Source organism: Wolbachia endosymbiont of Drosophila nikananu (genome assembly GCF_028981865.1).
GTDB lineage: Bacteria > Pseudomonadota > Alphaproteobacteria > Rickettsiales > Anaplasmataceae > Wolbachia > Wolbachia pipientis_B.
Genome location: NZ_JAPQLL010000061.1, coordinates 12,686 through 33,231 on the forward strand (window position 1 = coordinate 12,686; position 20,546 = coordinate 33,231).

Annotated in this window: 18 protein-coding genes, 1 tRNA gene and 3 pseudogenes; 9 read left to right on the top strand and 13 right to left on the bottom strand. The window is 35.5% G+C overall.

The annotated features are described in order from the left end of the window. The first annotated feature begins 72 nt into the window (after window positions 1-72). On the top strand, window positions 73-288 hold the full coding sequence (locus OZD67_RS03820) for a hypothetical protein (protein ID WP_182182902.1): 216 nt from the start codon (window positions 73-75) through the stop codon (window positions 286-288). Here OZD67_RS03820 and OZD67_RS03825 read toward each other — a convergent pair. The 5 genes from OZD67_RS03825 to OZD67_RS03845 all read right to left on the bottom strand — a co-directional run bounded on the left by OZD67_RS03825 (window position 279) and on the right by OZD67_RS03845 (window position 5,358). Further along, the gene (locus tag OZD67_RS03825) at window positions 279-1,541 is read right to left on the bottom strand and encodes a Tol-Pal system protein TolB (RefSeq protein ID WP_182184161.1); all 1,263 of its coding nucleotides are present in this window, start codon (window positions 1,539-1,541) and stop codon (window positions 279-281) included. The genes OZD67_RS03820 and OZD67_RS03825 overlap by 10 nt on opposite strands. A 23-nt stretch (window positions 1,542-1,564) precedes the next feature. Next, on the bottom strand, window positions 1,565-2,005 hold the full coding sequence (locus OZD67_RS03830) for a hypothetical protein (protein ID WP_182182904.1): 441 nt from the start codon (window positions 2,003-2,005) through the stop codon (window positions 1,565-1,567). 100 nt (window positions 2,006-2,105) lie between these two features. After that, a complete protein-coding gene (locus OZD67_RS03835) occupies window positions 2,106-3,740 on the bottom strand; it encodes a ribonuclease J (protein WP_182182906.1) in 1,635 nt (544 codons plus the stop codon). Window positions 3,741-4,079: 339 nt separating this feature from the next. Continuing rightward, window positions 4,080-5,198, bottom strand: a complete 1,119-nt coding sequence (gene dnaJ, locus OZD67_RS03840; protein WP_182182908.1) for a molecular chaperone DnaJ — start codon at window positions 5,196-5,198, stop codon at window positions 4,080-4,082. Window positions 5,199-5,280: 82 nt separating this feature from the next. Next, window positions 5,281-5,358 (bottom strand) — tRNA-Arg (locus OZD67_RS03845). Between the two features lie 329 nt (window positions 5,359-5,687). On the opposite strand from OZD67_RS03845, the gene OZD67_RS03850 reads away from it, so the two are divergent. The 3 genes from OZD67_RS03850 to OZD67_RS03860 all read left to right on the top strand — a co-directional run bounded on the left by OZD67_RS03850 (window position 5,688) and on the right by OZD67_RS03860 (window position 8,375). Further along, complete coding sequence (locus OZD67_RS03850) at window positions 5,688-6,503, top strand: hypothetical protein (RefSeq protein WP_182182910.1); 816 nt, start codon at window positions 5,688-5,690, stop codon at window positions 6,501-6,503. 32 nt (window positions 6,504-6,535) lie between these two features. Next, a complete protein-coding gene (locus OZD67_RS03855; RefSeq protein ID WP_182182912.1) occupies window positions 6,536-7,702 on the top strand; it encodes a porin in 1,167 nt (388 codons plus the stop codon). Window positions 7,703-8,228: 526 nt separating this feature from the next. Continuing rightward, a complete protein-coding gene (locus OZD67_RS03860) occupies window positions 8,229-8,375 on the top strand; it encodes a hypothetical protein (RefSeq protein WP_182182914.1) in 147 nt (48 codons plus the stop codon). A gap of 295 nt (window positions 8,376-8,670) precedes the next feature. On the opposite strand, the gene OZD67_RS03865 is transcribed toward OZD67_RS03860, so the two are convergent. Then, window positions 8,671-9,357 (bottom strand): TerC family protein, encoded by a 687-nt coding sequence (locus tag OZD67_RS03865; protein ID WP_182182916.1) that lies wholly within the window; start codon window positions 9,355-9,357, stop codon window positions 8,671-8,673. 404 nt (window positions 9,358-9,761) lie between these two features. Here OZD67_RS03865 and OZD67_RS03870 point away from each other — a divergent pair, with 404 nt between their 5' ends. The 3 genes from OZD67_RS03870 to mutS all read left to right on the top strand — a co-directional run bounded on the left by OZD67_RS03870 (window position 9,762) and on the right by mutS (window position 14,925). After that, complete coding sequence (locus OZD67_RS03870) at window positions 9,762-10,904, top strand: Fic family protein (RefSeq protein WP_182182918.1); 1,143 nt, start codon at window positions 9,762-9,764, stop codon at window positions 10,902-10,904. Window positions 10,905-11,089: 185 nt separating this feature from the next. Beyond that, window positions 11,090-11,893 carry an ankyrin repeat domain-containing protein gene (locus OZD67_RS03875; RefSeq protein WP_259346592.1) on the top strand — a complete coding sequence of 268 codons (804 nt, stop codon included), beginning with the start codon at window positions 11,090-11,092 and terminating at the stop codon, window positions 11,891-11,893. Between the two features lie 521 nt (window positions 11,894-12,414). Further along, window positions 12,415-14,925, top strand: a complete 2,511-nt coding sequence (mutS, locus tag OZD67_RS03880) for a DNA mismatch repair protein MutS (RefSeq protein ID WP_182184163.1) — start codon at window positions 12,415-12,417, stop codon at window positions 14,923-14,925. A 54-nt stretch (window positions 14,926-14,979) separates the two neighbouring features. On the opposite strand, the pseudogene OZD67_RS03885 reads toward mutS, so the two are convergent. Then, window positions 14,980-15,357 (bottom strand): annotated as a pseudogene (locus OZD67_RS03885) (IS3 family transposase); the annotation flags it as partial. A 199-nt stretch (window positions 15,358-15,556) separates the two neighbouring features. Here OZD67_RS03885 and OZD67_RS03890 point away from each other — a divergent pair. Further along, a pseudogene (locus tag OZD67_RS03890) lies at window positions 15,557-15,931 on the top strand (nuclease/transposase family protein); the annotation flags it as partial. A 186-nt stretch (window positions 15,932-16,117) separates the two neighbouring features. On the opposite strand, the pseudogene OZD67_RS06325 reads toward OZD67_RS03890, so the two are convergent. The 5 genes and pseudogenes from OZD67_RS06325 to OZD67_RS03920 form a co-directional block, all read right to left on the bottom strand. Beyond that, window positions 16,118-17,223: pseudogene (locus tag OZD67_RS06325) on the bottom strand (FtsW/RodA/SpoVE family cell cycle protein). Then, window positions 17,220-17,936, bottom strand: a complete 717-nt coding sequence (gene ubiE, locus OZD67_RS03905; RefSeq protein ID WP_182182923.1) for a bifunctional demethylmenaquinone methyltransferase/2-methoxy-6-polyprenyl-1,4-benzoquinol methylase UbiE — start codon at window positions 17,934-17,936, stop codon at window positions 17,220-17,222. Before ubiE ends, OZD67_RS06325 begins: the two are co-directional and overlap by 4 nt. A gap of 38 nt (window positions 17,937-17,974) precedes the next feature. Further along, a complete protein-coding gene (gene lipA / locus OZD67_RS03910; RefSeq protein WP_182182925.1) occupies window positions 17,975-18,853 on the bottom strand; it encodes a lipoyl synthase in 879 nt (292 codons plus the stop codon). Then, window positions 18,846-19,160 (bottom strand): 50S ribosomal protein L28, encoded by a 315-nt coding sequence (gene rpmB / locus OZD67_RS03915; protein WP_006279619.1) that lies wholly within the window; start codon window positions 19,158-19,160, stop codon window positions 18,846-18,848. Before rpmB ends, lipA begins: the two co-directional genes overlap by 8 nt. 37 nt (window positions 19,161-19,197) lie before the next feature. Next, complete coding sequence (locus tag OZD67_RS03920; RefSeq protein ID WP_182182927.1) at window positions 19,198-19,539, bottom strand: DUF721 domain-containing protein; 342 nt, start codon at window positions 19,537-19,539, stop codon at window positions 19,198-19,200. Window positions 19,540-19,828: 289 nt separating this feature from the next. Here OZD67_RS03920 and OZD67_RS03925 point away from each other — a divergent pair, with 289 nt between their 5' ends. Then, on the top strand, window positions 19,829-20,116 hold the full coding sequence (locus tag OZD67_RS03925; RefSeq protein ID WP_274999718.1) for a WPE palindromic element domain-containing protein: 288 nt from the start codon (window positions 19,829-19,831) through the stop codon (window positions 20,114-20,116). A 218-nt stretch (window positions 20,117-20,334) separates the two neighbouring features. Here OZD67_RS03925 and iscX read toward each other — a convergent pair whose 3' ends face one another. Next, entirely contained in the window at window positions 20,335-20,535 is a 201-nt protein-coding gene (iscX, locus tag OZD67_RS03930) for a Fe-S cluster assembly protein IscX (protein ID WP_064125440.1), read from the bottom strand. Between the last annotated feature and the right edge of the window lie 11 nt (window positions 20,536-20,546).

The following is a 20,546-nucleotide window of genomic DNA, read 5'->3' on the forward strand; positions in this document are numbered from 1 at the left end:
CCATACGCGTCAAGTTAAGGCCCAATATAGCACCATTTAGTGGGTAGATAGCCTTTCGAAATCCCTTAACAAATGTGCCCAATAAATCTGTCTTTTTTCGTCACTGAAGTAGTTGTAAACCGCATACCTATCAATGGGATTATACCTGAAATTGCTGCTATTGGAGTAATTGCAACTGTTGTGTTATCAGGAATCACTGGTACTATAGTAGGTGGTGTAGCGGGATATCTTATTAATGTGGCAATAAATCAATGCTGTGGAGCATGCAGCTCAGTAGTTCAAGAATAAGACCAATCCGGTAAAGAAGCATTTGTGGGAGTGGAAACCATTTTTTGATTTTTCTTTACTAAGTCTACTAAATATAGTTTAGAGTTGCTTGGTGATTCTGTTCTTGTGAAAATGATTTCTCTACCATTTGGTAGCCATGCCGGAGATTCAATTCTATGCCCTTCTGAAAGTAGACGTTCTTCTTTGCCATCTGGCTTCATAACTCCTATGTAAAATTTTCCTGACTGAATCTTTGTGAAAGCTATCAGATCTCCTTTTGGCGACCAAACAGGCGTAGCATATCTTCCACTTCCAAAACTAATTCTTTTAGGTTTTTTACTTTTATTAGTAAAATCGATAACATACAGTTGCTGACTCCCACTTATATCAGAACTAAAAACCATATATTTTTGATCTGGAGAGAAGGAGGGAGAAGTGCTTATAGCTGAACCTTTAGTAATTTTTTTTGTCCGTTTACTACTTAAATCCAAAGATAATATATTCGTTTCACCACCCAATGAGTGGGAAATTAAAAGAGATCTACCATTAGGAGAAAATCTTGGTGCAGAAATAACTCCTTCAAATGCGCTGATTATTGATTCAGTGTGGTCTTTTAAATTTTTTAATACTATATAACTTTTACCATTTGCGTATGAGATATAAACAATACCTTTTCCATTTGGTGAGAATCTCGGTGTTGACACAAATCTATCGCCATTTGTTAAGTATTTTATATTACTTCCATCTTGATTCATCACAGCAATTTTACGTACGGATTTATAATTGCTATCTTTTTCTTCAGCAATATACGTAATTTTTGTGTTGAAGTGCCCTTTCTCACCAATCAGTCTATCATGTATCACATCCGAAACGAGGTGACCAATTTTTCTCCAGTCTTTTGCCGGAAAAACAACTGACTGAGTAAGTAATTCTCTTTTTGTAAAAGTGTCAAATAAACGAAATGATAGCTCTAATGCACTACCAGATACTTCGCTTAAACTTACTGTGACTACAGTATCGCTTTTCCAAGATTTAAATTCAGCTTCCGCGCCACGTTTTACATTAAATAAGCCACAATTAGATAAATTTGTTCCTATTACCTTTGCAATATTTTCACTTAATTCGCTTTCCAGCGCTGTTTTACACGTACATTTAGATACAACAAGACCAATGTTACCAACACTGCTTTTTTTTATATCAACATATAAAGCAGCTTTTGTAAAATAAGGAATAAATAACGAAACAAGCAATATTAATTGAACGAATAACTTCATTAGACTTCCTGCTTTGCTCTCTATCATCCCAGCAAACGTTTACTTTTGAAGGTAAACTGCACAACAAACGACGTCATGAAAGTAGCTGATACACAACTGTTCGAACTTCTCGTATTACAGTAGGTGACATTAACCTCTGATGTCATCCCAGTGCTTGACACATAACTATACGAACATTGCAATTTGTAGGTGGCAGGTGGTGTCATTCCAGTGCTTGACACTGGAATCCAGTTTTCTGGCAATTTCATCGATAATGTTGTATAGTGCGCTTGTTTACAATCAATTTTGCTGGATCCCAGTGTCAAGCACTGGGGTGACACCTTTGTGTTTGAGGTAAAATCGGCTAACACACTGCCTCTGCGAACAAATGTTCGTACAGCTGTGTGTCGGAGCACTGGGATGACACCCCTACCGGCAGGGATTGTTCTAAAATCACAACGTTCATATAGTTGTATGCTTGACACTGATTTTTTTTATGGATTCCAGTATTGCATGCTGAAATAACATCAAAGAATACATTGTTAACTTCTTACTCAAATAATGGTTAATAAAAGAGGTACATTTCTATACCTGTTCTATCTGGACTTCAATTATAGGTCTTTTTAGTAAATATTCCTTTAAGATACTCAATATTGAACTTTCAATCTTATTTTTAATTTTTTTTGTTGGCTGCAAACTAAACAACGACTCAACTTTCTTGACAATTTTCTGTATAATAGCTGCATCTTCTAGCGCTTCAAAAACACCAGGTACAAATACTTTCGGTTTAGTAAGCAATTTATTTTTCTTGTTTACAACTGCTGTTACCACAATAACTCCGGCATCTCTCATTCTTTTACGCATTTTTATAACACTGCTCTCCGGATGACGTAGCAGCATACCATCAATACCAAAGTAGTCAACATTGATTGAATCAACTTTTTCTCCGTTCTCCAAATTAACAATATCACCTGGTGCAACCATTATTGCTTTTGCCACACCGCACTCTTTAGCAAATTTTACATGTGCATGCGTGTGAATATATTCGCCGTGAACTGGAATAGACATCTTCGGTTTTATTAAAGAATACATTTCCTTTAACTCTTCTCTTGTTGGATGCCCAGAAGCATGAACATGCTCTGTTTTTTCAGTAACAACTTCTACCCCCATCTCAATAAAGGCATTGAGCATGTTGTGCGCACGAATTTCATTTCCAGGAATGATTTTTGACGAAAAGATCATGGTATCACCTTGCTGCATTTTAAATGCTTGATGACTCTTATTAGCAAGCCTTGAAGTTGCTGCCAGTGGCTCACCTTGACAACCTGTGCAAAGAAGCACCAGTTTTTCCCTTGGAAAATTTACTGCTTCTTTTGCTTCAAGAAACTGAGGAGAATCGGTTAAATACCCACTATCTTGTGCAACTTTTACGATTCTCCATAAAGATCTACCAAGTAAAACTACTTTTCTATTTAGTGCTTTTGCAGCTTGGCTTATCGTTTCAATTCGTGCCACATTTGAAGCAAATAGCGATACAGTAACTAATTTTTTAGACCGCTTTATTATGTTATAAATATTATTATAAATCTCACCTTCTGACTCAGGGTGATGCTTGCTTAATATATTGGTTGAATCGCAAATTGCTGCAAGCAGGTCACCTTTATCGCCAATTTCTTTTAGACGCTCTATATTAGAAGTTAATCCAACAACAGGTTTTGGATCAAATTTCCAGTCTCCGGTATGGAGTGCACTACCCATTTCAGTGCTAATTAATATTGAATTTGCCTCAGGAATTGAATGAGTTATATTTATAAACTCGACGGTAAAAGGACCCAAATTTGTGCTGCCATTTATGTCCACCTCTTTCACAGGTACTGTACCTTCTAATCGAAACTCCTTTAGTTTCTCCTTAAGAAAATTAACCGTAAACTTTGTTGTATATATGGGGCACTGCAACTCTTCCCACAAGTGGGGCACTGCACCGCAGTGGTCCTCATGTGCATGTGTAATTATTATTCCAAGCAAATCTTTTTTCCTTTGAGCAATAAAATCTACATCAGCAATGAGCAGCTCAACACCTGGCATAGTTTCATCTGCAAAACCAACACCAAGGTCGATCATAATCCACTTACCTTGATAATGATATAGGCTAACATTCATCCCAATTCTTCCTACTCCCCCAAGCGGAAGAAATAAAAACTCATTTTTGTTTATATTCATTAAATTTAAATTATTAAAACCTGAGGATAGCAAAACTTCGGTCTTAAATAAAGAAATTTATTGCTTTTACATAGTTTTATAGCTAACCCAAGAAAGGTTTTCCTACGTCATACCGCGATTCATTCGCGGTATCTCAGCATAGATTCCGCTAACGAGTAGCGGAATGACGAATTTGTTGTTTTTCAAATTGTAGGTAAACCTAAGCTACTTTAGCTATAAGGAACTAAGAAGTTTCTGTTGGCTAATAATAACACTATTGTTAAGTTTTCCATTAATAAGGTCAAAGAATTGCAGGATTAAGTGTAAACAGTTACTCCTTCATGTCATTTAGCAGATTTCTTATTTTTTTTTTACTTTACTAAAAAACCCTTCAGATTGCTGTTGTACACTTGCATTTTCCTCTTCTTCAAGTGCTTTTAATAGTTCAATTTGCTTTTTAGTTAAATTTTTTGGATTTAAAGTCTCAACTATTACCTGTACATATAAATCACCACGAACATGTGAGTTCATATATGGCATACCCTTTTCCCTACAACGTAATTTGGTACCAGTTTGAGTGCCTTCAGGGACCTTTACTTTTATTTTAGCTCCATCAATTGATTGGACATCGATTTCGCCACCAAGCACTGCTAGTGTCATTCTTATAGGCACTTTACAGTGTAAATCTGCTTTATTTCTAGCAAAGATTTTATGGGAAATTATTTTCACGTATACGTATAAATCTCCACTTTTTCCACCTCTTGTTCCAGCTTCTCCTTTACCACTTATCCTTACCTTAGCTCCTTCTTCTATGCCTTTTGGAATTGAAACGGATATATTTACTTCATCTCTTCTACGTCCACTTCCACCACATTTCTTACATTTATTTTGTATTACTTCTCCTTCTCCATAGCATGTAGTACATGTTCTTTCGATGGTAAAAAAGCCTTGCTGAGTTCTAATCCTACCGCTTCCCTGGCATGTGGGGCACTGAACTGGTTTAATTGCTCCTTCGCTACCTGTGCCTTGGCATGTATCACATTTTACATTTGTCACATAATGTATAGGCGCTTGTATTCCTTTAAATGCATCTTCTAAGGTAATTTCAAGATCATAACGTAGGTCTGCTCCAGACACTCCTGTCGTGCTCCTCTTTGCTCTTGATCTACTTGCACCACCACCGAATCCTCCACCAAAGAAGTCATTGAATATGTCGCTAAAATCTCCTGCAGAGCTAAAGCCTTGAAACCCACCAGAAGCACCTTCGTGGCCATAACGGTCATAGCTTGCCCTTTTCTCAGAGTCAGATAGAACTTCATATGCAGCTGTTACTTCTTTAAATTTTTCCTCTGCTTCTTGATTGCCAGGATTTCTATCAGGATGATATTTTAACGCTAATTTTTTATACGCTTTTTTTATCTCATCAATACTGGCATTTCTTCCTACTGCCAGCAGATCATAGTAGTCTTTTTTGCTCATATATAATAGTTTAGTGTTTAACCTTTAAAGATAGGTATTGCATATATTAATTTCAAGTGTGACTTCTGTTTCCTATAAAATGTGGTGCACCCTGAGCGACTTGAACGCCCGACCTTTTGATCCGTAGTCAAATGCTCTAATCCAACTGAGCTAAGGGTGCTTTCATAAAGTTAACTTTAGCAGGTTTTGTAGCTCGATTCAATTAATTTGGCTAAAAATAAAACTGTTAATTTTTATCATACGTGAAACCTGCAAAAAATTGCATTTATTTTCTTAAGAATCATTTTATGGTCAAGCTCAAAAAAAACGGATAAGTCAAGCAAAGTTACAAATGTAATTTTGCTTGACTATCCATTTATTACCACCTAAAACAGCTAACAAAGCTATCCCGTATGACATTTTATCTATATCTAATCAAGCATATTAATAAGTAAGCAAATTTTAATATAATCTTATTATACTTATAAATATGCTGTATAGAATGAAAGTATGGATGATTTCATAACTGCAAGAAGGAAAGATGATGCTGTGGTATCTGTTTGTCAGGATAATAAGAAAAAAAACGTATTAATTTTAGGGCTTAATCAAACCGCAAGGAATTTGTTAAAATACGAGGAAGGAAATTTACTTAATAAGCCGTTAATCAATATTTTAAGTGCAAGAGCAGCTGACGACATGAAGAGTTATTTAGAGTATACCGAAAATGGACACGATTTACTTGATGTATTACCTAAAGTGATAGGTTTTTCCTTAACTGATGCTAAAGGAGAAGATATAAAGACAAAAGTAAAAGTTTTCCGCACTACACAATTTACTAGTAATAAAATAAATTATGAGCTATTGATACGTGATATCAGCTTGTCTCGTAAATTAGGAATCTTTAGAGATGAATATCTAATGGGTAAAAAATATAAAAACCATAACTTATTCGATATACCAAACAATGAGTCTACTATTCTAGAGTTATACGTTATATTAAATTTTGCCTTTCAACATCAAATTAATGCAGCTATAGGAGTGATTGGCTTAAATAGTAGCTGTAGTGAGATAAATGATGCACTGAAAGTTATCATAGAACATTTTTATAAAAATTGCCGTAGTGATGATTTTCTAGGGTATATTGATGAGAATAAAGTGCTTTTTGTTTTGATTAACTGCGATGTAAAAAGTACGTCTAAAATAATTAATCGTATACATTCTGCCATTAATAAGCAGTTATTAAAGCGAAAATTACCAAATGTATCAATAATTTATGGGAATATAGCTCAAAAACGGGCAGCAAAATCTACCAGCGGCACCTTCTGAAAAGTTGTTTTTTATTTATATTGAGTTTATTTATGAAGTTAAGGTACTACCTGGTAGCACTGCTTTCATCATTATTTTTGCAGAGTAGTGCTAGCTCTAGAACAATTTTGGATAAGGAAATATTTTATGTAGAACTAGATGGAAAAATAGATTTGAGATTCGGCTACGCCTTCAACAGAGATTCTTTCAGTGCTAAGGCTAAAACTTCAAGTTATTCATACTTGCGCTTTCTTTATTTACAGCAAGTTTATCCAAATACTCAAATGGGGTTTAATGTTAAAGCAGGAGTTTCTGGTATTGCAAACCTAAAAGCGTTAGACATAGAAAAGTTAGACATGGAGGAATGGTATTTCATCATTAAAAATCAGGTGCTTGGATCAATTGAATATGGTAAAAGAAGTTTAGTTAGTCAGAGCATGTTAATTAACACTTCAAAAATTTATGCAGCTGCTGGAGGAGTAAATGGTCATTGGACAAATTATGCAAATTTGCGTGGTAACAAAAACAGAGATAATGGCCCTGGATATGATAAAGACAAGGTGTTCTGGGTCAAGCCCAATATTTATAGCGATTATAATGGACTCGAACTAGGGTTAAAACAACCATCAATTAACTACATCTCCCCTGAAATCTATAACTTTCAACTCGGGTTCAGTTATGTCCCAGGAAAAAATAACTTACAATATAGCAATCTAATTGCTGCTGGCCTTTCCTATAAAAATGGCCTATTAGACGATATAAATTTTACTACTGCCTTAACTGGTGAATTTGCAAGAGAAAATTTAACTGGTTGCTTAGATGGAACTCCTGAAGGTTATGGATGTCGTAATCAATTACTGCACTGGAATTTTGGTTTGAAGCTAAAATTGTTCGATCTTGATTGCACTTTTTCATATGGTAATGGTGGTAAATCAGGCGAGAAGCGTAATCCTGAAATAAATAATACGTATTATATGAATTCAGGTATCGCTTACCATTCTGATTCTCGCAAATTGAGTTTAACATATTTCAATAGTGGTAGGAACATTGCAAGCAAAGGTACAAACAAGTTAACATCATATGCTTTAAGCCTTGAATATCCATTTTTTATGGGCACTTCATACTATTTCGATATTGTAAAATTTAGTACCAAAGAGCCTAAAGTAGAAAATAGCAACTCTGGTTATGTGCTCTTGACTGGACTGAAATTAAGTTTTTAATGAGGTTACATTGCCTCCTGTCATCCAAGTAGCGGATAACATAGAAACGAAAAACTTACTTGACAAACCTCGCCAGGGCCCTTATTGTAGTGCTAAGGGTATTTATGACTCAAAACTTGTTTTTGACCTGCAGGCTCAATGACAAAATTCAGTAAAAAACTCAGAGTATTTATTGGCGGATTACATAAAATTATAGCGGCTGCATGTCTTTTTTATTTTTTCTACATTCAGCCAAATCGCGCTTATTTTAAGCGTTAGCACATTATTACAGCGCCACTTACAGTAATATAGAGTCAAAACTCGCACCACGGGGCTTCTTTTGCCTTTTTTTTCGTTTGGTAAATTTCTTAAACATTTATAGCTAAACGACAACCGTCATCCCTGTAAAGGTCTAGTAATTCGTCATCCCGCTGCTTGTTAGCGGGATCTCTTGTTAGCGGCTGAGATACCGCGAATGAATCGCGGTATGACGGTGTAGATGATGGTTAAGTATCCCGCTACTTGTTAGCGGCTAAGAGATACCGCGGTGGTATTACGGTTAAGTAAGGTGTCATTCCAGCGCGTGACGCTGGAATCCAGGAAACTTAACTTTACACTAGGTAATAAGAACTGGATCCCAGTGTCTGGGCACTGGGATGACAAAAATAAGAAGGCTACTCGGATGACATCATAGAGGCACTGGCCTGACAATCGTCATCCCGCTACGTGTTAGCGGCTGAGATACCGCGGCGGTATGACGGTGTAGATGATGGTTAAGTATCCCGCTACGTGTTAGCGGCTAAGAGATACCATGGCGGTATGAATAGGTGTTGAAAGTAACGCAAAAAAGACATAAAGAACTATTATTGCAGAAAATGGAGGCAATAATGGATCAAATAGAAGGCATACTAAACTTAATTAAAGAAAACATTACTACTTCCTCTTATTACCTTAAATCCATAGGAAAATCTCGCTTGAGTGAGTACACACTACGTTTTCTTTATTTTGCTTATAATTTTCACAAGCAGTGCAAACATAAATGAAGAATACAAATATCCTTTTGGTAATTCTATATGAAATCCATGAAGTATAAGGTACACACCGACAAGTAAAACAAATAAGATAGCAATTACTTTTAAACCTGGATTAGATTTGATTAACTGGGCGGTATAACTTGATAAAAACAGCATTGCTAGCATGGAAAATGTAAACGCTGTGGCAATTATTATCATGTTATAAGTTAGTGCTATAGCAGTTAATATTGAATCAACTGAAAAAACTAAATCTATTAATATAATTTGTAGCACAACTAAAAAAAATTTTGATTTAACGTTTGCTTTCTTTTTATTTTTCTTACATACAAAGATGTCATCTCGTAACTCCATAGAGCTTTTAACAATAAGGAATAATCCCCCTGCAATCATAAGTAAATCCCTTGCTGAAATATTTAGCGATGCAGTGTGAAATATAGGTTTTTGCATTGACAATATAGATGATGTAAAAAATAGTATTACAAAACGCATTAATAGCGCTAATCCAAGGCCCATAAGGCGCACTCTTTCTCTCAGCACATTTGGTACCTTATCTATTGCTAGAGAAATAAAGATTAAATTGTCTACACTAAGTATAGTTTCAAGTAGTGTAAGTGTCAGTAAAGTCCAAGCATCAGCTAGCATTTTTGTCCCAAATTCGGCTCTTCTTACTCTACAATAGATGTGTAAAAATTAAGTGACTTCACTCAGAAGTTTTATAGCAGCTCTCCAGAAAAACAGGATAACTGCCATAGCTAAAGTGACTTAGATTTACCGATAATTTGAAAAACAAAAATTCGTCATCCCGCTGCTTGTTAGCGGGATCTAGAGATACCGCGAATAAATCGCGGTATGACGTAGGAAAACCTTTCTTGGGTTAGCTATAATATAAAGTTCAGCAGCTTCTTCTATTTTCGTTTTTGAGCAAAATCAATAATAAGAGAGTTTCTTATTTTCATACACGCAAACAAGATAAAGACTTATTTTCGTTTTTGACTTTATTTGAAAATAATACATATACTATGAACATTGTGTGCTGGGTTGAATGAATGGATATTAAAGAATCACCTCCGGGTAAAGTTGTTAGAGCATTCGCTGGTTATCAGGCATTTCCCTTGCCACCAAAATTTGAATGGGACAATGATTTAGTTAATAGTCTTTCCAGAGCAGATCATATTTTGGGTATGTTATCCAGGGAAGGAGCTAAATTGCCTAACCCTCATCTTCTCATGCGACCCTTTATAGTACGTGAAGCAGTTCTTTCAAGTAGAATCGAGGGAACTCAAGCAACTCTTGGTGAAATTTTGGCTCAAGAAGCAGGTGCTAATGTAGATCGCAATCCAGATGATTTACAAGAAGTACGCAATTATATATCAGCGCTCGATTATGGACTAAAACGTTTACAATCTCTTCCACTGTCGCTCCGATTAATTAAGGAAATTCACGGGAGGCTGATGCAAAGTGCAAGGCCAGGAGAATTTCGCCGAGTGCAAAATTGGATTGGAAGCCCAGGATGTACAATAGACACAGCAAAATATGTGCCACCAATGCCAGGTGAACTGATGGGTTGCTTGAACTCTTTTGAAAAGTTTCTACATGATAGAACATTACCCCCACTTATACATATAGCTCTATGTCATTATCAATTTGAAGCGATTCACCCATTCTTGGACGGCAATGGACGTATTGGACGTTTATTAATAACATTACTTCTGATCGAAAGAAAATTATTACCATCACCTCTGTTATACTTAAGTGCATTTTTTGAAGCTACAAGAAGTGAGTATTATGACCAACTTTACAATATAAGCAACAGAGGCACGTGGCATGATTGGTTCTCTTATTTCTTAAATGGTGTAGTACTGCAATCATTGGATGCATTGTCAAGAGCAGAACGAATTAACATTTTGATTGCGAATTGGCAAACTGAAGTTAGTTCTAAAACTGAAGGAGTTGCGAGTGGTATTGTAAGGTATCTCGCTGTAAACCCTTACTTTACTATAAGGAAAGTAGTTGAAAACTTAGGTGTCGTATTTACAACAGCCCAAAGAGCAATCGTAAAGCTTGAAGATTTAGGCATCGTTTCACAAACTTCTCAAGGAAAGAGAGATCGGGTTTTTTGTGCAACTGATATTTTGAATATTCTAGAAGAACCAACTAAGATTACAGAGAACTTCGATAGCACATTGTAGCTATTGTGATGAATAAATTCAGCAAACAGCAAGCTTAAAGAGTCTGATCCAATGGACATGCTGAACAAAAAGTAAGGAGCTCCTTTTGGAGGATTGTATTAACTTATTAATCAATTGCTTGACTTTTAGCAGGATTTATTATATTATTTATTAATGAGCAATGCAATCAAACCAAGGAGGATAGCATGACTGGTGACGATAACAGAAAAACTTTACAATCGATAATTACTGGCAAAAATAACAGTATAAATAGAATTGAGAAGTTAAAAGATTTTCTTGGAAAAAACAAAGAAATAACTATTAATAAAGACACATTTGCATGTGCTTTACGATGCCCAAAAACTACAAAGGAAGCGATAATACATAAAATTCTGCTTCATTTTATACAAAATCCTGGCGAGCAATCACTAGAACAAGTAATACAATACTTAGATGAAGCAATAAAACCTAGGATATATGCAAAAAACAACCCAGTAAGAAATCTAGATGAGGAACTTCGTACTCATATAAACTTTAAAGATGAAAAGGGAAATACATTACTACATCATGCAGTTATAGGTAATAAAACTGAAGAAATAATCACCCTTCTTGTTACATATAGTGCAAATCCTTTGATACAAAACGCGGATAATAAAATTCCTTTAGATTTAGCTCAAGGAAAAACAAAAGAAGTGCTTATTAAAAGTATGAAAAAACAAGCTAATACGAAAAAAGAAAGCGCTATGATAGGCAGTTTAGTGCCTGGCATGATAATTGGTGGTTTTCTTAGTGTTGTACTTGGAGCTGGTGTGTGTGTTGCAGTAAGTCTTTCTGGTGGTATGATACTAGGTGTAATGATAGCACTTGTTCTTGTTGCTAGTATAGCTGTTGGACTGGCCATGTATTTTTTGAGTCAAGACTATGAACAGGCTAAAGCGATAGAAAAAACTGTTAGCACTGTTAGTTCTGAAATATCTGTTGATGGTGCAAGAGCCACAACCTACATATAGCTGACCCAAGTATACCGCGGTTCATTCCATAGCTGTACGAACATTGTAGTTTGGGCCACCAGTGAGGTGTCATCCCAGTGCCCCTATGATGTCATCCCAGTGCTTGACACTGGGATCCAGAAAAGTTTGCGTGTTCACAAGCAAACTAGCATGGAAAGTAGCTGATCTTACACTAAATGAATGTTTTTGATGAGGTTGCATAGAAGCTGGATTCCAGCGTCACGCGCTGGAATGACACCATTTGCTGTGCAATTTACCTTCAAAAATGAATGTTCGTACAGCTATGCGCGGTATAGATTCTGCTAACTAGTAGCGGAATGACGAATTTTTGTTTTTCAAATTGTCGTAAGTCACTTTAGCTATAATACATACAAGGAGGGTGTCATCCAAGACTACTTGGATCCAGGAAATTTAATTGTTTTAAATTTTGCTCAACGTCCTTCTATACACCTATTTAAATTTTATGTATGTGCAATATAATCTATAATAACGTTTATCAATACAATATATTAAAAAATATTATGAGCTTCGTAAGAGAAAAAAACACCCCTGTGATGGAACAATATTTGAACCTGAAAGCTCAATACAAGGATCATCTGCTATTTTATAGGCTAGGAGATTTTTATGAGTTGTTTTTCGATGATGCTATTAAAGCTGCAAAATTGCTGAATATAGTGCTAACCAAGAGGGGCAATTCAAATGGGCAAGAAATACCAATGTGTGGAGTGCCAGCGCACAGTAGTGAATCTTACCTGCATAAGCTAATAGATTTAGGATTCAAAGTGGCAATCTGTGACCAATTAGAAACTGCTGATGAAGCAAAAAAGAGGGGCTATAAATCCATAGTAAAACGTGATGTAGTACGAGTTGTAACTCCAGGTACAATTATAGAAGATTCGCTACTGGAGGATAAAAGCAATAATTATCTCGCGTCCATAGTTGAACAAAATGACAAATATGCTATTAGTTGGCTTGAATTATCAACGGGAAAATTTTTTCACACTTTAACGAATTTGAAAGCTCTAGATAGCGATTTATTGCGTATATCACCAAGAGAATTATTAATTTCTGAAAAATTCATTGAGGACGAAAAAATTAGATCGATTTTAAAAAATTATAAAATATCAATTACACAACACGCACAGAGTTTTTTTGAGTATAGTAAATCTCACAGAACGTTATGCAAGTTTTATAAAATCAGGGAACTTGGGAGTATAGGAAATTTCAGCAAAGTAGAAATCATGGCGTGCGGTGCACTGCTTGAATATGTCAGAGTAACACAAAGGGGCTCCATTCCAAGGCTTGAATTCCCAAAAACCTATAAGCAACAAAATTTCATGCTTATTGATGCTTCAGCAAGGAGAAATCTTGAGTTGTTTACAACTCAATTTGGTGAAAAGAAAGGTTCACTAATTTCAGTTATTGATCACACAGTTACAGCCTCTGGTGGACGCCTGCTCAAACAAATGCTCGCTTCACCACTTGCTTGCTCCAAGGCAATCAATTTGAGGCTCAGCACCACTCAATTTTTTGTAAATAATCATGAGCCATGCAGAAAAATACGAGAGATATTATCTAACATTCCGGATATTGAGAGGTCTTTATCGCGCTTAATACTAGGACGTGGTTCACCAAAGGATATGAACCTATTAAAAATAGGCCTAGGAAAAACTTTAGAGTTATCTGAGTTTCTGTCTACCTTGCATAATTATTGTTTAAGTGAAAAACCAGCAATTAACTCTCAGATGTCATTCCAGTGCTTGACCAGAGAAAAGGAACCAGTGTTTACTACTCAGGTGATAAGTAGTGACGAGAGTGAACTAAGCACAATACATAAAAGTCTTGGTAATCATAAAGATCTATTCGAGCTTCTAAACAGCGCTATACTTGATAACAACCTCAGTTCCGTAAAAGAAGGAGGATTTATCAATCCAAAATACAACTCAGAATTATCTGAGTTATCTTATATATTGAACAACAGTAACAAGTTGGTAACTAAGCTCCGTGAGTCTTATCGCGACCTAACTGGCATTGCCGCACTCAAAATATTACACAACAATATACTTGGTTATTACGTTGAAGTGTCAGCAAATCACAAAATAACTTCGGACATATTTATTCATAGGCAAAGCTTAGCAAATAGCATGCGCTACACTACTAATGAATTGAAAGAACTAGAAAATAAAATTCTTACGGCACGTGATGCTGCAATCGGCTTAGAAGTGAAAATTTTTAGTGAACTGTGTAGTGAAGTCGCTAAAGAATCTGAAAAAATTGCTCTTGCTGCAAATGCTTTGGCAAAACTTGATATTAGAGCCACGTTTGCGGAGCTCGCAGTGCAAAATAATTACGTAAAACCCATTATCGATGACAGTAAAGAGTTCAATATTCGCGATGGAAGACATCCAGTGGTTGAAGTTAACGATAAATTCATTGCAAATAGCATCAATTTAGCTGGTATACATCTAATCACTGGGCCTAATATGGCCGGAAAAAGCACTTTCTTGAGGCAAAACGCTCTCATTGCAGTTTTAGCTCACATGGGGTCATTTGTGCCAGCAGAGAGTGCGCATATTGGAGTGATTGACAAGATATTTAGCAGGGTTGGTGCAACAGATAATATAACAGCCGGTTATTCTACCTTCATGGTAGAGATGATCGAAACAGCAACGATAGTAAATCAGGCAACAGATCGTTCCTTGGTGATACTTGATGAAATTGGTAGGGGCACAGGAGTGTATGATGGATTATCTATTGCACATGCAGTGATTGAACATATTCACAATGTAAATAAGTGCCGCGCCATTTTTGCAACTCATTATCATGAATTAACTAAAGTAAGCAAATACTTGAAGAACGTGAAATGTTTTTGTGTAAAAATAAGAGAGTGGAACGGAGAGGTTATCTTTCTACATGAAGTAATTGAAGGCATTGCAGATGAGTCATATGGAATACATGTAGCAAAACTTGCTGGTTTTCCTGATTCTGTTTTAAATAGAGCAAATGAAGTATTTGAGGAGCTAAAGGCTTAAGAGGAAATTCTGGCCTTATCCAGAAAAAGTGGAGAGAAAGTTCGGAATGTTTTTTTACGAAGAGAATGATGCATCAAATTGTTCTGGAATGCAATAGTTAATAGTGGAGTGTCTACGCTGTTTGTTATAAAAAACTTCTATGTACTCAAATATGGCAGTTCTAGTTTGTTGAGCAGAGTGTTGTGAAGTATCAATAAGTATTTCCCTTTTCAATGAGCTAAAGAAGCTTTCTGCAACAGAATTATCGTAACAACAACCTTTATGACTCATGCTAGGTATAATATTCTTTATACCCAGTAGATATTGATAATTCTTTGAAGTATATTGTGAGCCTTGATCGCTATGTAACAGTAGATTTTCAGGATGGTTGCGTTTATTAACAGCCATAAGCAAAGAATCCATAACTAATTGTTTTGTCATTGTATTACTCATTAACTACCTTACTATTACCCACAAATAAAAACATAGTATTGTATTTACTCAAATAATTTAATTTTATTAACCTGAAAGCTTATTAGATTAAAATTATTAAACTAAGAGTTATAATTTTAGCAACTAAAAGCTGTAAATTGCACCATATAAACAGTTATTTCAAGCAAAAGTTATGCCATTAAGAGCTATGCAACAAACATTTATATTTGTGGGTAATAGTAAGGTTTTGAAGTCGAGTGAGGAGGGGCGACCTTCTTCACTTAGACAACAATATGCAGATGAAACAACGGACGAAGATCTCAGAAAAATTGCGGAAAAATCACCAATAATAAAGCTAGCATATGATGAATTAGATAAGTTTCACTGGAATGAAAAAGATCTAGTAGCTTATGAAGAAAGAATAATGGATCTGCGCAAAGAAGAAGCCATTCTTGAATACAGACTTGATCTTGCTAAAGAGGAAAGTAGAAAAGAAAGGGAAATTGAAGTTGCAAAAAATCTACTTAAAGCAGGGGTTTCTATTGATATCATAGCTCAAACTACTGGTCTTTCCATGAAAGAATTGCAGAATTAAATGTGAATGGTTACAAAAAATATAAGTTTTTGCGATAAACGACATAGTGATGTATTTGTTGTTCAGCATGTCAGTGGAATATTTTCTGAAAAATTTCCACATAACTCTTTCAGATTTCATAATATCTCTTGCACTCATCTGAACAGATACCCACTTTGGAGGGATACCAATAATAGTTGTGAGCAGCTAGTCCACAAGCATAACACGCTCACGAAACTTTAATGCGATAGCTTGATTTCTACTGAAAGACAGCATTATGCCAAGTGCGATGCTTGAAGATAAAAGAGAAGAACCACCATAGCTAAGTAGTGGCAGGGTTATGCCGGTGGTGGGAAAAACACTCAATGTTACCCCTGTGTTTATTATGAATTGTGTGATGAATTGAATTGAGATACCAAGAATCACCAATAGATTGAATAATTCATTTTCCCTATATGCAACGTAAAGCAAGCGGGCGGAAATGATGCCAAATAACATCAATGTGGCTAAGCACGTAATCAAACCAAATTCTTCTGCTAAAACAGAAAACACAAAATCTGTATGACAATCAGGAAGAGAGGTTTTTACGCTACCTTCACCAGGGCCGACACCAGTTAATTGACCTCTTTTGAATGCTTCTAATGATTTTGTGACTTGAAAGTTATCGCGTTGCGTAAAAAAGACAAAATTGTAAATCCTTTGCTTTATATGTGGGAGACATAAGTAAGCTATTGTAGTTCCAGTTGTAGCCATTCCTATTATGCATAGAAAGTATAAAAGTGGTATACATGCATAAACATTTGACCAATAAAAGAATATGTTAAAAGCATGGCCATACTGAAATCAGGTTGCAAAAGTAACAACACAAAAACTAACAGAAATATTATGATTGATATGTGCATTTTAAACTTCATTCCGCTGGCTAAGATACTAGCTATAACAACAGAAAAAAATGGCCTTACGAACTCAGATGGTTGAACTGAAATTTTGACAATATGTAACCATCGTTTCGCACCTTTTACCTCTATACCAAATATTATCGCAGCTGCCACTAAAATAGTAAATAAAATGAAACCTGCGAATGAGAGGTTAAGTATAGTTCTTGTGTTGAGAAAAGAAAATGTCACCAGGGTAATTAGTGACAGGACTATATAAATTGTATGGCGCCGTATAAAATAATCTTGTGGTAAAGAAAGACGCTGCGCAATTACAGGGCTTGCTGAATAAACAAGAATGAAGCTTATAGTGAGCAAAAAAAGCACTGAAAGGATGAGATAATAATCCAGCGTTCTATACCAGAATTTAATATTCATTTTGTTCCAATGTGTAATGCCACTATTCCATAGTTCATATTATGAAACTCAACATTCTTAAAGCCTACCTCTTTAATTTCCATTTTAAAATCAGCCTGAGTTGGAAACTCTCTAATGCTCTTCACTAAATATTCATAAGAACTCCTGTCTTTAGCAACTATGCTGCCAATTTTAGGAATTACTTTAAATGAATATAAGTCATAAAGTTTGGTAAATATCTCATTTTGATAGTGCATAGGGGCAAATTCTAAGCAGATAAATTTCCCATGTGGTTTTAATACCCTGTGCGCCTCATTTAAAGCCTTCTTGCGGTCAGAAACGTTTCGAATGCCAAAAGCTATTGTGCAATAATCAAATTCGGAGTCTTCAAATGGTAAACTTTCTGCATTCGCACATACCCAATCAAAATTAATTTGGTTTGAATTTATAGCTTTATCACGTCCTCTGCTTAGCATATTTTGATTTATGTCACATACTGTAACCTTAGCACTTGGCTCTTTTCTTACTATTCTTATTGCTATATCTCCAGTTCCTCCAGCAACATCTAAAACCTTAGAGTTTTTTGTAAAATGCACACTATTTATCATCTTATCTTTCCATAATCTGTGCATTCCGAGGCTCATTATATCATTCATGGTGTCGTAGCGACTTGCCACGGAATCGAATACCTCTTTAACTAATTGTGATTTCTTCTCGATTTTTATAGTAGACATTACGTAAAGTCGCTCAACTCCTTTATAATTAGTAAAAATTAATTTGAATTAACATAACGACAGGCCTTGAGCCTGTTAAAATCTTCTTCAGCATGGTATGATGACCTAGTCAGTGGGCTTGATGCAACCACTAAGAAACCTTTGGAGTAAGCAACGTATTTATAATGCTCAAATTCCTCTGGGGTAACATACCTATCAAGTTTTGCATGTTTTGGAGTTGGTTGTAGATATTGACCAATTGTAATAAAATCAACCTCAGCACTGCGTAAATCGTCCATAACCTGAAGTATTTCCTCTTTTGTTTCTCCAAGACCAACCATAAGCCCTGACTTTGTGAAAACTTTAGGATTAATCTGCTTTACCATCTTCAACAAATATAGTGAATGAAAATAGCGAGCTCGTGGTCTTATTTTTGCATACAATCTCGGCACTGTTTCAATATTGTGGTTATAGACATCAGGTGATGCAACAGCAATTGCTTCAAATGCTCCTTTCTTATTTAAAAAATCAGGAGTTAAAATCTCTATTGTTGTTTCTGAAGTTATCTTTCTAATTTCTTCTATGCACTGTATAAACTGATTTGCGCCACCATCTGGTAAATCATCACGATCAACAGAGGTAATGACAACATGTTTTAAGTTTAACTTTTTTATCGCTTTTGCTAAATTTTCTGGCTCATGAGGATCTAGTTTATCAGGAATGCCAGTTGCAACGTTGCAAAATGCACAAGCACGAGTGCAAACAGAACCAAGAATCATCACAGTAGCATGACGTTTATTCCAACATTCACCAATATTTGGACATGCAGCTTCTTCACATACCGTATGTAAGTTATGCAGTTTAACGGTGTTTAAGGTTTCATTGAATACTTTACCAGTTGGAGCTTTTGCTCTGAGCCATAGAGGCTTACTATGCATCTGAAACGGCTAACTCTACCTCTTGCTTTACTAAAACTTTTTTCAACCTTCTTTTTATCTTCTGCGCTTTCTCACTTAGTTTAATCGTTCTTGTGTTGAGCAAAAAAGCATCTAAATCACCTTTGTAATCTATAGTTCTCAAAGTTCTTGTTGCCACACGAAATCTGAACTTTTTATTCAATATATCACTTGTCAACGTAACCTTATGTAAATTTAAAAGAAAGGTACGCTTTGTTTTACGATTCGAATGTGATACCTTATTACCAAAAGATTTTTTTCTATTTGTTAATTCACAAACTCTACTCACTTCAATATACCAAATTATTCTATGTACTTAGATTACCTTATATAGTCAAATAGTCAATACTCTCTTGCTTAATTTTTATACCATATACTGCTTTGTAGCCAAAAAATATCGTAATTTTTTCTATTATAAGAGAAATCATATGCTGAATTTCTAATGCTTTACTGCCATTTGTTACTACTAGATGCAATACACCAGAATTTACATTCTGTGCATATGAGATCTTTTTCGGTTTTGTACACTCTGCTATTTCTTTCCCTACTATATTTCGCCAGTTTAAAATCAGACGTATTTCATTTTTGCTAATCTTATTTTTCATGCATTTTAATGCGTAATTTTCAATTATAGACTTTAATTTCTTTGGCCCGCTACGCTTGAGCATTTTTCTGTTTTGTTTCTAGTATAACTAAATAAGTAAGGTTTACCACTACATTGGATTTCTTAAAGCCCTGTCATTCCAGTGCGTACTGCACGAACATTGTAATTTGAGTCCACCAGGGAGGATGTCATCCCAGTGCTCAGACACATAGCTGTACGAACATTTATTTTTGTTAAACACAGCAAATGGTGTCATGCCAGTGCTTGACACTGGCATCCAGAAATTTTGCTTATAACTGAGCTGATGAGCTAAAGGTAGTTGTCTTACGCTAAAATAAACGTTTTTAATTAAGTTGCATAGAAGCTGGATCCCAGTGTCTGGGCACTGGGATGACACCCCACTGGTGGGAATTGCTCCCAAACTACAACGTTCGTACAGTTGTGTGCTCAGACACTGGGATCCAGAAAAATTGATTGTGCACTATACAACATTTTCGATCAAAAGCTGGATGCCAGTGTCAAGCACTGGCATGACACCATTTGCTGTGTTTAACAAAAATAAATGTTCGTACAGCTATGTGTCTGAGCACTGGGATGACAACCTTCTAACTGCTTTACAAACCTCTAGCCTCACACCGTAAAAGCAGTATTTTATGTAAAACTTATTTCAACGTAGCACTTGTCAAGTAAGTCGTTCCATTCAAAAATTTTTGTGCTGCCATCTTTGCCTCATAATTAACCTTCTAGCTGTTTTAATTGTAATTGGTTAAATTATTATTAACTTGCCAGGCTAGATCCAAAAAATAGCATAATCAATATGCAAACTGTAATAGAAATCACATTTGCGTATGGTTTATTGCTATGTGGTCAATCTTTCCTCAATCCAAGCTGCTTGAATGGCCTCGAGTATTTTCTCGTTACAGCGTTTTTCATCATCATCAAATTCCTCTAAACTCAAGACCTTTTTTTTAAGCTCAGTGAATCTAATGTTAATTATATTCTCATCTGGAAATTTTTCCTCTAGAGCTTCTACAATATCTTCTATATCAAGCCATTTCATACTTTTTTGTA